This window comes from Rubrivirga halophila (genome assembly GCF_046845755.1).
In the GTDB taxonomy this organism is placed as follows: Bacteria; Bacteroidota; Rhodothermia; order Rhodothermales; family Rubricoccaceae; genus Rubrivirga.
In genome coordinates, this window is record NZ_CP177357.1 from 3,212,967 (window position 1) to 3,225,585 (window position 12,619).

General features: G+C 70.3%; 7 protein-coding genes. 4 read left to right on the forward strand and 3 right to left on the reverse strand.

All coding sequences use genetic code 11. The annotated features are described in order from the left end of the window. Positions 1-125 precede the first annotated feature (125 nt). Entirely contained in the window at positions 126-1,037 is a 912-nt protein-coding gene (locus ACLIRP_RS14115; protein WP_412061104.1) for a DUF58 domain-containing protein, read from the forward strand. Here ACLIRP_RS14115 and ACLIRP_RS14120 read toward each other — a convergent pair. Next, a complete protein-coding gene (locus tag ACLIRP_RS14120; protein ID WP_412061105.1) occupies positions 1,031-1,441 on the reverse strand; it encodes a hypothetical protein in 411 nt (136 codons plus the stop codon). The two genes, ACLIRP_RS14115 and ACLIRP_RS14120, sit on opposite strands and share 7 nt — an antisense overlap. Before the next feature lie 154 nt (positions 1,442-1,595). Beyond that, the gene (locus tag ACLIRP_RS14125) at positions 1,596-6,053 is read right to left on the reverse strand and encodes a T9SS type A sorting domain-containing protein (RefSeq protein ID WP_412061106.1); all 4,458 of its coding nucleotides are present in this window, start codon (positions 6,051-6,053) and stop codon (positions 1,596-1,598) included. A gap of 378 nt (positions 6,054-6,431) precedes the next feature. Between ACLIRP_RS14125 and ACLIRP_RS14130 the strand changes: the two genes are divergently transcribed. Then, positions 6,432-8,000: a M28 family peptidase gene (locus tag ACLIRP_RS14130; protein ID WP_412061107.1), complete on the forward strand. Its 1,569-nt coding sequence runs from the start codon at positions 6,432-6,434 to the stop codon at positions 7,998-8,000. Between the two features lie 84 nt (positions 8,001-8,084). Here ACLIRP_RS14130 and ACLIRP_RS14135 read toward each other — a convergent pair whose 3' ends face one another. Beyond that, entirely contained in the window at positions 8,085-10,301 is a 2,217-nt protein-coding gene (locus tag ACLIRP_RS14135) for a penicillin acylase family protein (protein ID WP_412061108.1), read from the reverse strand. Between the two features lie 101 nt (positions 10,302-10,402). Here ACLIRP_RS14135 and ACLIRP_RS14140 point away from each other — a divergent pair, with 101 nt between their 5' ends. Then, on the forward strand, positions 10,403-11,599 hold the full coding sequence (locus ACLIRP_RS14140) for a M20 metallopeptidase family protein (RefSeq protein ID WP_412061109.1): 1,197 nt from the start codon (positions 10,403-10,405) through the stop codon (positions 11,597-11,599). 190 nt (positions 11,600-11,789) lie between these two features. After that, positions 11,790-12,509 (forward strand): DUF2461 domain-containing protein, encoded by a 720-nt coding sequence (locus tag ACLIRP_RS14145; RefSeq protein WP_412061110.1) that lies wholly within the window; start codon positions 11,790-11,792, stop codon positions 12,507-12,509. The last annotated feature ends 110 nt before the right edge of the window (positions 12,510-12,619 follow it).

Below are 12,619 nucleotides of genomic sequence, written 5' to 3' on the forward strand. Positions count from 1 at the left end.
GGCAGGCCACCCCCCACGCTCTTGAGGGGCGGGGTGGCGCGGGCGAGCTCGCCCCGGGCCTCCCCTGTCGTCCTCCCCGTTCCGATCCCCGCGCGAACGCCCTTGTCCCGGCGTTACCCTGCCCCATGGCCGATCCGCTCCACACGCCCGCCGAGCTCGCCCAGATCGAGTCGCTCGAACTGCGCGCCCGCGCCGTCGTCGAGGGCTTCATCACCGGCTTGCACAAGAGCCCCTACCACGGGTTCTCCGTCGAGTTCGCCGAGCACCGCGCCTACAACCCCGGCGACGCGCTCCGCCACGTCGACTGGAAGGTCTACGGCCGCAGCGACCGGCTCGTCGTCAAGCGGTACGAGGAGGAGACCAACCTCCGCCACTACGTCGTGCTCGACACGTCGGCGTCGATGCGCTACGCCGGCGAGGCCGGGCTGACCAAGCTGGCGTACGGCGCCACGCTCGCGGGCGCGCTCCACGTGCTGATGGCGCGGCAGCGCGACGCGACGGGCCTCGTCGCCTTCGACGAGGGCGTCCACACGCTGATCCGGCCCAAGGGCACGCGGGCCCACGTCCGGGCTCTGCTGGCGCGGCTGGCGGCTCTGTCCACCGGAGATGCCACGGGCACGGCCACGAACGCCGCCGCCGCCCTGCACGAGGTGGCCGACCGCATCCCGCGCCGCGCGCTCGTCGTCGTGGTCTCCGATCTGTTCGAGTCGGGCCCCGACGACACCGTCCGGGCGCTGCGCCACCTCCGGCATCGCGGCCACGAGGTCGTCGTCTTCCACGTGCTCGACGCCGCGACCGAGCGCCGGTTCGACTTTGCCGACCGGCCGATTCTGGTCCGCGACCTCGAGACGGGCCAGGAGCGGACGCTCCAGCCGGCCCAGGTCCGCGAGGGCTACCGCGCCGCCGCCGAGGCCTTCGTCGAGCACGTCCGCCAGCGCTGCCGCGAGGCCGGCGTCGACTACGTCCCGCTGGACACGGCCCGGCCCTACGCCGACGCGCTCCGCGCCTACCTCGACAAGCGCCGACGCCTCTACTGAGCGTCCAGCGGGAGGAACACGTTGACGACCTCGATCCGCCCGTCCACACAGTCCTCCGACCCGTCCGCGCACGCGACGGGGGCATCGAACGTGGTCAGGCCCAGCTGCACCTCCTGGCCGAGCTTGTCGGTCTGCTCGCAGAGCCCGGAGTAGCCGTTCGCAGTCCCCATCTCCCCATCGGAGGTTTCGTAGGTGATCACGCACCAGCGGTCGCCAGCGTCCAGGCTGCGCACGGTCACGGCCTCGGCTCGTTGGTCCACCACGCCGCCCTCCGGCGTGCGCTCGAGCGGCGTCGGTCGCGCCGTCGCCCCCTCACCCCGTGCGCCGCCGTCGGCGGAGTCGGCGTTGTCGGAGCAGGCCAGAAGCCCGAGGGCCAGAAGCGGGAGGATCAGGAGCGGGCGCATCGGTCGGGGGGAGAATCGGTCCCGAAGGTACGCCCCGTGCAACACCCCTAATTGACGGAGGGCCCCGCCACGGACGCGGCAGGGCCCAAACAGTCGAGGGGCCCCGACGCTTGCGCATCGGGGCCCCTCGGGACTTGTCGGTGATCAGCTCGCCTTAGCGGGTGAGCGTGATCTGACCGGTCCGGACGATCGTCTCGGTCGCACCCTCCACCGTGAGGCGGAAGACGTAGACGCCCGAGGCGAGGCCCGTGCCGTCGATCTCGACGCGCTGATCGGCACCGGCGCTCATGGCGCCCTTGTCGATGCTGGCGACGCGGCGGCCCATCGTGTCGTACACGTCGACGCTCACCTCAGCGGCCTCGGAGAGGTCGAAGCTGAGAGCGGTCCGGGTACGGAACGGGTTCGGCACGTTGCCATTGAGCGCGAAGGACGTCGGCGTGACACCGTCATCGGTCGCCACCGGCCGCGTGGAAACCGCGAGGCCGAAGGTGATGATGGTGCCCTGGGGCCCGAGGAACGTCGTGGCGACGGACTCCTGAACGATGACGGCGTCATCGGCCGGGTCGCCCTCGTCGGCGCCGTCGAGGTCGATCTGGAAGACCGAGGCGTCGCCGCCGATGCCAACGTAGTTGTTGGTCCCGACGTCACCCGCCTGGCGGCGGACGAGCTCGAGGTCATCGGTCACGCCGGTGATCTCGTAGTCGTCGGAGCGAGCCTCGATGTTGAACGTCGTGCCCTGGCCGAAGGCCGGGCCGGTCGTCGAGACGAGCCAGTAGAAGTCAGCCACACCCTCGATCGTGGTGCCGTCGCCGTTGTCGGCGAGCGGGAGGCTGTCGTTCTGGCCCGGCGACTCGCCGACGAACGTCACGTTGACCTGGCGGGCACCGAAGGGGGTGCCAGCACCGCTCGACTCGAAGTCGAACACGAACGGGCCGTAGTCCGGCATGTCGTCCGCGTCGGGCTTCTCACCCGTCGGGTAGATCACGCGGCCCGGCGTGCCGAGCCCTGCGATGTTGGCCACGCGCTTGCGCACGTTGCCACCGATGTAGGAGTTCGGAAGCACCGTCGAGGCGTCATTCTGGTCGAGCGTCCCGTTCGCGTTGGCGAACACGAAGCCCTGGCCGTTGTCGGTGTTGCCGAAGCCCTGCAGCGCGCTCGAGTTCTCGTGGTCGAGACGCACGTAGACGCTCTGCTGGTTGTCCTTGGTACCGACGACGAAGATGCCGCTCTGAAGGATGAGCGTCTCATCGTCGTTGTCCTCGGTCGCCGTCGTGTCGAACTGGTCGTCGAACGCGATGGCGCCACCGTTGAGGGTCACCGGCGTCGTCGTGTCGATGGCGCCCGTCGAGGCGTCAAGGATCGGCGTGTACTCGTAGACCGGCATGTCGACCGAGCCCGTCACCGCGCGGCCCGCGAGCGGCCCGTCGAGGGACACCGTGGTCGTGCTGGTGATGGAGGCGGCCTGCGACTTGGCGATCCGGTAGTCGACACCGTCACCCAGCGTCGTGACGCCGGCCGGGGTGTTGAGCATGGACTCGCTGTCGCCGACGAAGGCGATTTGAGCGATCGGGTCGGCGCTCGTGCCACGGCCGAGGACCGGGCCACCGTACGTGTCGAACTGGACGTTGACGTAGTCCTCGCTCCCGGTCATCGTCACGTCGCCAGACACGTTGATGTCGTGGCCCGCGAGGTTGAGCGTCGGGTTGTTCGAATCCGTCGGGTCGTCGTCAAAGGTCCCGGCGAGCGGGTCCTGACGGACCGTCAGGTCCTGAACGTTGAACGTGAACAGCAACGGAGCGCCACCGGACGTGATCGTCGCGTAGTCCGGGAACGAGCCCGAGTTGTACGCGCCGAGGGTCAGGATGCTGCCCGGGTTGAAGAGGTTGACGATGGCAACCTCGTAGGACCCGTAGGTATCGATCTCCGCAGCGACGAACAGGTTGAAGTCGCCCGCGAAGACGAGGCCGGGGTCGGAGCCGAAGAACGCGGCGTCGGCGACGAGGCCGCCACCCTGGCTGTCGACGACGTAGGTGCCGCCGTCCACGAGCGTGATGACCTCGTCGTCGTCGGCGTCGGTGGCCACGAAGGCGTTCACGCGGAGCGTGTTCGTCACCGTGACACCGGCGTCACCCACCAGCTGGTAGGAGTCACCGAAGAACGACGGCGCCGTGCGCGGGTCGTCCGAGAACCGGAGGTTCGGGACCGACGCGTCGTCGCCGTCGAACGTGGAGCCGTTGCCGTAGAAGGCGATGGCGCCCGTCGTGGCGACGACCTCCGTGATGTCGTCGAGGTCGAAGGCGATCCCCGGCGTGGTCAGGAGCAGGTCGTTCGCGCCGAGCGTGAGCGTCTCCTCCACGTTGACGTCACCCAAGAACTCGACGCTGCGCGTCAGGGTGAGGCCACCGTCGAGGGCGACGTCGCCCGTCACGTTGCCGGCGTTGAGGATCCCGCCGTACAGCAGGGCCGTGCCGGAGAACTCGTTGTCCGAGCCGAGGCCGAGCGTCAGGAGCGAGTCGTCGCCGTCGCTCACGATGGTGCCATCGATGGTGCGCGGGTTGGCGATCGTCACGTTGGCGTCCTCGTCCAGCTCCACGTTGATGTCGAGCGTGGCGAAGGCGTTGGTCGCCGGCGTGCTCGTGATCGTGACGCCGTCCTGCAGGAGCAGCACGGAGGCCGCGTCGCCCTCGATCTCACCGTTGACGGTGTTGGCGGCGCCCGCGAGGGACAGCACCGAGTCGTCGACGATGTCGAGGCGGACGTCGTTGTTGACGACGAGCGAGCCGAGGATCTCGGTCGTGTCGCCCGCACCGGCGTCGTCCGGGAAGATGACGATGAGGTCCGGGTTGGCCCCGTTCGTCAGCGGGTTCGTCGTGGACGCGGACGTCGGCGTGGTCGCCGTCAGCGTCACGTTGCCCGAGATGTCACCACCCTCCTGGCCGGAGGCGTCGAGGGTGCCCTCGGCGCGGACCAGGAGGTCACGAAGGTTGTCCGTGTCGAACTCGTCGGCCGCGGTCCGGTTGTTGGCGACGTTGTTGCCGAAGTACGACAGGTCGAAGTCGACGTCGGCCGCGTTGAACGTGCCGCCGGCCGCCAGGATCGTGGCGTCGGTGTCCTCGAAGTTGACCACGACGAGCGCGTCGGTGTTCGAGGCCGCCGGCGAGAGGTCGCCAGCGACGATGTCGATGCCGCCGGAGGCGAGCGTGATGGTGCCGTCGAACTCGAGCTCACCGCCCGAGGCGATGATCCCGGTGTCGGTCGTCGCAACCGTGAGGTTGCCGAACATGCCGTCGCCCTGGATCTCCTGGGCGTCGCCCGCGAAGATCAGCGCGCCGTCGTCGTCGGTGGAGACGCGGCCGCCGTCGGCGATGATGACCGTGTTGCCGGTGCCCTCGAGGGTCACGGCCTGGTCTTCGATTTGGGCCGTCGCGTTCTCGAACACGACGAAGTTGCCGGCCAGGATGACGTCCTCGGTGAAGGTCACGACCTTGGGGTCGTTGATGTCGTCCGGGTCGTTGTTCGGGCCGTTGCCGATGCGGAGGCGGTTGATCGTGAAGCCGGGGCCCGGCGCGAACTCCGCGGTCATCGAGCCATTGAGGTCGATGTTGCCGCCGATCACGGTGCCCTGGTTGATGAAGTCGCCCAGGACCTGCAGCGTGGTGCCGCTGAAGTTGAGCGTGCCCTCGTTGAAGATCGAGTCGACCTCCGGGAAGGTGGTCCCCGAGAAGTCAGCGATGGCGGGGCTGGAAGCCGTGCCAGCGGCGATGACGATGTCACCGGCGTTGCCGGCCTCGCCGCCCACGTTGTCGAGGTCGAACGTCGTGACGCCGAGCACCGTCGTCTGGCCCTCAACGTTGTTCTCGCCCTGGACGATGAAGTCGCCCGTGCGGAACGAGATGTCCTTATCGAAGGTGAGCGTCAGGTCGGTGTCGCCACCGTCGTTGAGCGCGACCTCGAGGGTGCTGCCGTTGGCGAACACGGTCGGGAGCAGGGCGCCCGTCGTGAAGTCGTCGTCCCCGTTGTAGAGGAGGTAGACCGAGCCGATGTAGGTCGGGTTGCCCGTGGCGACCGTCGAGGTCACCTCGACGTTGGCGTTGTCGACGAAGGCCACGACGCCGGTGCCGAGGTCGACGTCGCCGTCCTCGAAGTCGACGTCGTCGAACAGGAACGTGCCGCCGGACGACGTGAAGGCGAGGTCGTCGGCCGTGAAGACGGCCGTACCGCCGCCCGTGAACCGGACCTGCGTGAACGTGCCCGAGTTGCGAGCCGTGAAGGTGATGTCGTCAACGTCGGAGTCGAAGCCGCCGGTCGGGATGGCGTACGAGCCGCTGGCGCCGTTGGCCTCGATCGAGATGACATCTTCGGTCGCGCCCGTCTCGTTGACGCGCACGATGGCGGCGTCGACGGTCCGGACGGGGCCGATCGGACGGCCCATGTCGTCGACCTGGCCGCTGATGAAGTTGGGCGACGTGCCGGAGTAGGCATCGCTGCCTCCGGTGTCGACGTAGATGATGCCCTGGGCATAAGCGCCCCCCGCAACCAGCAGGAGGGCCAACACGGCCAGGTGGTTGATGAGCCGCGGCAGAGCGGCCCGGAGAGTAGACGTACTCGTCATGGAGATGAGGAGGTGTGGGGGGTTGTTGAGTCGCACCTGGGGGGGTCGCACCTACGGAGCGAGCACCCTAAGCATACGTAGCCCAGGGGCTGCGCGTCGACAAAGATAGGCTTCGTCGGCGGTAAGTGCGGCACGCCGTCGAACCCATACCGGGATTTAGAGGGCCCTTCGCAGTCCCTACCGATTGGTGCGGGAGCGCGACGGACCGTCTGTCCCGAAGAGAGACGGCGCGCATTGAGACCCAAGGTATCCGCGTATCGAGGCCGTTCTATAGTGCGTCCGCACCACCCGTCCCATCTCCACGCTCCGTCCACATCCCGCCCCCCAGGCACCGGAGCCCGCCGCCGTACGTTCTCGGCGCTCCCTCCCTCCCCCCACATGCGCTTCGCCCTCGCCGCCGCCGTCCTGCTGGCGGCCCCCGCCTTCGCCCAGACCCCCACGGCCCTCGCCGACGCCGCCCTCGTGGGCCGCTACCAGGCCACCATCACCCCGGCCGAGTTGGCGGGCCACCTCTACGTCTACGCCGACGACTACCTCGCCGGTCGCGAGACCGGCGCGCCGGGCCAGCGCTTTGCCGCCCGTTACCTCGCCGGTCAGTATGCCACGATGGGCGTCGCGCCCAAGGGCACCGGCGGCGCCACCAGCCCCTACGCCCTCGACGCCTACCTCCAGCCGTTCGGGCTGGAGCAGAAAACCCTCACCGGCCTCGGCGTGACCGTCCGCCAGGGCGGGCAGGCGGTCGCGACCTATGCGCTCGCGGCCGACGCGCTCGACGGCGCCCCGCTGGCGCCCGCCTTCGGCACCATCGTCGACGACGCCCCGGGCCCGCTCGTCTTCGTCGGCGACGGGTCGGCGCTCGACGGCCTCGACCTCGACGGCGCCTACGCCGTCCTGATCCCCGGTGCTGACCAGGGCGCCATGCGGGCGGCCCTCGGAACGCTCCAGGCGGCGGGCGTCCGCGGCGCCCTGCTGGCGGTCGCCCCCACGGCCGACGACCTCGCGCCCCGCGTGGCGGGCGCCTTCCGCGCCGGCCGCCTCGCGCTCCCCGCGATGGGCGACGATGCCGACGACGGCGCCGGCCTGCCGACGATTCTGATGACCAGCCGCGAGGCCGTCGCCGACTTGATGATGGCCGCCGGCGTCGCGGGCGACGCCCCCCCCCTCGGCGACACCGGCCTGACGCTGGCGCTCGACGCGACGTACACGACGGAGACCGTGATGACGGAGAACGTGGCCGCCTTCGTCGAGGGCTCCGACCCTCTCCTTATGAATGAGGTCGTCGTCATCTCCGCCCACCTCGACCACGTCGGCGACGACGGCGACGGCGAGGACGCCATCTACAACGGCGCCGACGACGACGGCTCAGGCACGGTGACGATGCTCGAAATCGCGGAGGCCTTCCAGCAGGCGAAGGCGGACGGCCATGGCCCGCGCCGCTCGATCCTCTTCCTCCACGTCACCGGCGAGGAGAAGGGGCTGCTGGGCTCGGAGTACTACGCCGACCGCGAGCCGCTCCTGCCCATCGAGGACACCGCCGCCAACCTCAACATCGACATGATCGGCCGCTATGACCCCGAGCGCGGGTTCGACACCACCGACTACGTCTACATCATCGGCGGCGACCTCATCTCCCAAGACATCCACGACTGGAACGCGGCCGTCAACGAGACGACCGGGCAAGACCTCTTCCTCTCGGACCGGTTCAACAGCCCCGACGACCCGAACCAGTTTTTCCGCCGCTCCGACCACTGGAACTTCGGCAAGTACGACGTGCCGTTCATCTTCTACTTCACGGGCACCCACGAGGACTACCACGGCGTCGGCGACAGCGCGGACAAGATCGACTACGACCGGATGGCCCGGATCGGGCGGCTCGTCTTCGGGACGGCCTGGGAGATCGCCAACCGCGACGAGCGGCCGGCCGTCTCGGGCGTCGGCTTTAACTAGGCGCCCCTCGGCTCCAAACGCCGCGCGGCCCCGCCCCCTTCGTCGGGAGCGGGGCCGCGCTTCGTTGTGCGAGATCGGTCCGCGCTAGCGGGCAACCACCAACCGGCGCGACTGGACGGCGCCGCCCGTCGCCAGCCGGACGACGTACACGCCGGGCGCGAGCACGCTCGCGTCGATCGTCAGATCGTGCCGGCCGGCGGCGCGCGGGCCCGAGGCGGCGACCGCGACGCGGCGGCCGAGCGCGTCGAACACGGCGACCTCGACCTCGGCCGGCGCGTCGAGGCGGACGACGACCGTCGCCGCACGCGCGCTCGGATTCGGGAACGGCAGGCCGAACGCCGGCAGCGGGACGGGGCTCTCCGCCGCCGCGACGGGCTGCGCGCCGATAAACGTGAACGGCTTCATCTCGATAGAGCCCGTCCCCGCCGACGACTGGTACAGCTCCCACTGGTCGGCGAAGTTGGCGCTCGGGACGCCGGCCGCGTTGACGAACCCGCTCTGGCCCGGCGGGATCACGTTCTCCGCGTCGCTGCCACCCTGGGCAAACTCGACGACCTGCTGATAGGTCGCCGGGTACTCCGGGTACTGCGCATTCGTGCGGACGACGCGCGTCAGCTCCTGGAGCTCCTCGAACGAGACGGCGCCGACCGACTCGAGGTGGTCCTTCAAAACCTCGACGCCGTCGTAGTAGCGGTGGTACCCGCCCGGCGAGGTCGAGGTCCAGCGGACGTTGTCCCCCTGGTTCCACCACGCGACCGGCTTGTTATTCCAGTTCGCGAAGTAGCCCTGCGCCGGGTTCTCCGACTGCGGGTGCTGGGCAAAGTCCGTCAGCCCGAGCCAGTCCTGCGTGCCGTCGCCCTGGAGCGGCAAGCGCGGGTCGGCGTCGCCGGGGCGGACGGGGTATTGGCCGACGTGCCAGTAGGCGATGTTCTGCTCCTGGTCGGCGTAGAACATGTTGAACGAGACCGGAATGCGCGCAGCGGCGGCCCGGAAGGCGTCGATCGAGGTCGCGTCCCAGGCGTCGAGCAAGGCCTCGGCCATCTCCAGCTCCTCGCCCTCGAAGGCGTACTTATAGGCGTACGCCCGTCCGTTCGCGGCGTCGATCGAGTAGACGGGCCCGTACGCCGTGCGGAAGCTCGTGTACGTCACCGGGTCCTCGCCGCGGACGCCGATCGTGGAGACGACGGGCTCGGCCGGGACGAAAGCGCCGTCGACGAGGTACGTCGGGATGCCCTCCGCGGTCGGCGGGCCCAGCGTCAGCGTAAACGTGTCCGTATTGTCGGTCGCGCCGGTCGTGAAGGTCCACGTCCGCCCGCGCGTCCGGCCGATGATGACGCCGGGGATGCCGGGCACGCTCATGCCCGCCACGTGGAGCTCGTCGCCCTCGGGGTCGCCGACGAGCAGCTCGTACTCGGCCGTGACGGCCTTGCTGTCGACGCGCGGCTGGCCCATCTGGGGTGCGCCGAGCAAGAGCACGTGGCCGGACTCCGACATCGCGCCCGAGATCACGGCCGCGAACGAGCCGAACTTGTGGGGAACGCCGTTCGCAACGAGGCCGGCCGTCATCGCCGCGCGCTCGCGCTCGACGGCCGCGGCCACGGCCGGGTCGACCGGCGGGCCGGTGTACGTCCGCCCGGTCGCCTGGGGCGCCTGGCTCGACGCCTCGATCGTCACCGACGCCGTCGGGTCGTTGACGGGCCGGTTCGCCTCGAACCAGTCGGTCCCGTTCGCCTGGAGCTCCGCGAGCCGCGCCAGCTCGTTGCCGCCGATCTCGCCAAAGCGGCGGATAAAGAACTGCATCACCGCCATCGCCTTGTCGACGGTGTACGGCTCGGGCGTGAACCCGCCGACGGCGTACTCGACCGGGAGGTACGTCGCCGGGTCGGCCGCCGTCGAGTCGATGTAGGCGTTGATGCCGTCGACGTACGACGAGATCATCGTCTGGAGCCGGGGCGTCAAGGCGTCGAACTGGGTGGCCCGCTGGGCGGGCGTGTAGTAGACGGTGCGGATGCCCTGGTCTTGCGCCAGCGCGGCTGAGCCCTGGAGCTCCGCGAGCCGACCGGTCGCCGTGCGCCAGAAGGTTTCGAGCTGGAACAGCCGGTCCTGGCCCGTCGCGAAGCCCTGACCGAAGAAGACGGCGGCCTCCGTCTCGCCGGTGATGTGGGGGACACCATAGTCGTCGCGGTCGATGGCAACCGTCGTGCCGTCGGGCGCGTCGAGCGTCACGTCGGTCGCCGTTTGGGCGCCGACGGTGAGGGGGACCGCCAGCAGGGCGGCCAGGAGAGAGAAGCGAAGGGACATACGGCCAGGGAGGGGGCGAGTGGAACGGTGTTAAGGACGTGTGCAGCGATCCGTTCCCGCGCGCCGCGCGTATCGTCGGCCCCCGCCCCCCCGATCCCGCCATGCTCGACCGCGTCCGCCAGATCGCCGGCGACGTCTTCCCCGAGATTGTCCGCTTGCGGCGCGCCATCCACCGCCGGCCCGAGCTCGCGTTCGAGGAGCACGAGACGGCCGCGCTCATCGCCGACGACCTGCGCGGGATCGGGCTCGACGTCCGGACCGGCGTCGCCACGACCGGCGTGGTCGGCCACATCGAGGGCGCCGAGCCGGGCCCCGTCGTCGCGCTCCGCGCCGACATCGACGCGCTGCCGATCACCGAGGCGACCGGGCTCGACTTCGCATCCGAAATCGACGGGGCGATGCACGCGTGCGGCCACGACGCGCACACGGCCATGCTGCTCGGCGCGGCCCGCATCCTGCACGGCGTCCGCGACGGGCTGGCGGGGTCGGTCCGGCTCGTCTTTCAGCCTAGCGAGGAGAAGGCGCCGGGCGGGGCGACCGTGATGATCGAGGAGGGCGTGCTTGGCGAGATGGCCGGGCACGGCGCGGTCGAGCGGATCTTCGGGCAGCACGTCTTCCCCCAGATCCCGGCCGGCGTCATCGGCGTGCGCGGCGGGCCGTTCATGGCGGCGAACGACGAGGTGTTCCTGACCATCGAGGGCGAGGGCGGCCACGCGGCGGCGCCGCACCAGCTCACCGACACCGTGCTCGTGCAGGCCCACGTGCTGACCGCGCTCCAGGCCGTGATGTCGCGGAACCGCCCGCCCGAGGTCGCCTCCATCCTGTCGTTCGGCCGCGTCGTCGCCGACGGGGCCACCAACATCATTCCCGACCGCGTCAAGATCGACGGCACGTTCCGGTCGATGGACGAGGACTGGCGCCAGCGCGCGCACGGGCTCATCCGCCGGACGGCCGAGCACACCGCGCAGGCCTTCGGCGCGACGTGCACGGTCGAGATCGTGCCCGGCTACCCTGTCTTGCGAAATGACGAGGCCGCGGCGGCGTTTGCCCGCGAGGTCGCCGTCGACTTTGTCGGCGAGGACCGCGTGATGGACGTGCCGATGTGGTACGCCTCGGAGGACTTCGCCTTCTACACCGAGCACGTGCCGGGCTGCTTTACCGTGCTCGGCGTCGGCAACCCCGCGGCCGGCATCACGCACGGCCTGCACACGCCCCGCATGACGGTCGACGAGGAGGCGCTGCGGACGGGCGCCGGCTTCCTCGCCGCGCTCGCGGTCCGCCAGCTGGCGGCGGGGTAGGAAGGAGAAGAGGAGGGAATGAGGCGAGGACCGGAGGATGGGCGCGGTCCCGGCGCGACCTCTCCACAGGTCATCCTCACCTTCTCCCTTCCTCTGCACCTCTTCTCCTCTCTCGCGCGGGCGGACACTCGGCGGCACTTGTGCGTACGACGGGTCAGACTGTTCTCTCACACTGCCCCACCGACGCCCCGTGATCGCCACTCCGCCCGACGTGCTCGCCCCCTTTCCCGGCCTGACCGACGACGCCTTCGCCTTTCTCCGCCGGCTCAAGCGGAACAACGACCGCGAGTGGTTCCGGCCCCGCAAGGACCTCTACAACGAGGAGCTCCGCGCGCCCATGCAGATGCTGGTCGCCGACCTCAGCCGGCGCCTCCCCGAGCGCGGGCTCCCGCTCTCCGGCGACCCCAAGCGCGCCGTCTTCCGGATCCACCGCGACACGCGGTTCTCGAAGAACAAGGCGCCCTACAAGACGCACGTCGCCGCCGTCCTCTCGCGCAACGGCGACAAGCGGGCGCCGGGCGCGCTCTACATCCACATCGAGCCCGGGGCGAACCGCGTCGGCGGCGGGTTCTGGCGGGCCGACCGCGAGTTCCTGCGCGCGTGGCGGACCAAGATGGCCGCCGACCCCCAGCCGTTCTTGGACGCCGTCGCCGCCGCTGAAGGCGCGGGCCTCGTCATGGAGACGGCCGGCAGCGAGCTCACCCGGATGCCGCGCGGGTTCGAGGACCACCGCGACAACCCGGCCGCCGACTATTTCCGCTGGCGCGGCGGCTTTGCGGCCGTCCGCCCCGACATCTCCGAAGAGGACGTGGCCGCGCCGTCGTTCGTCGACTTGGTGGCCGAGACCGCCGAGGCCGTCCGGCCGCTCCTGGAGTACGGCTGGGACGTGGCCGACGCGGCCGTGAAGTAGGCCGTCGGACCGCTGACGACCTCCCGGCTGGAGTCTCCCGAGGCCCGGGGCGTTCGCGCCTCGGGCCTCGCTGTTGGACAGCGCTCCCGCTCCTGCTTGCGGATCCCTCG

Coding starts and splice junctions, on each gene's coding strand:
- ACLIRP_RS14115 (WP_412061104.1), top strand. CDS start 126: ATGGCCGATCCGCTCCACACGCCCGCCGAGCTCGCCCAGATCGAGTCG.
- ACLIRP_RS14120 (WP_412061105.1), bottom strand. CDS start 1,441: ATGCGCCCGCTCCTGATCCTCCCGCTTCTGGCCCTCGGGCTTCTGGCC.
- ACLIRP_RS14125 (WP_412061106.1), bottom strand. CDS start 6,053: ATGACGAGTACGTCTACTCTCCGGGCCGCTCTGCCGCGGCTCATCAAC.
- ACLIRP_RS14130 (WP_412061107.1), top strand. CDS start 6,432: ATGCGCTTCGCCCTCGCCGCCGCCGTCCTGCTGGCGGCCCCCGCCTTC.
- ACLIRP_RS14135 (WP_412061108.1), bottom strand. CDS start 10,301: ATGTCCCTTCGCTTCTCTCTCCTGGCCGCCCTGCTGGCGGTCCCCCTC.
- ACLIRP_RS14140 (WP_412061109.1), top strand. CDS start 10,403: ATGCTCGACCGCGTCCGCCAGATCGCCGGCGACGTCTTCCCCGAGATT.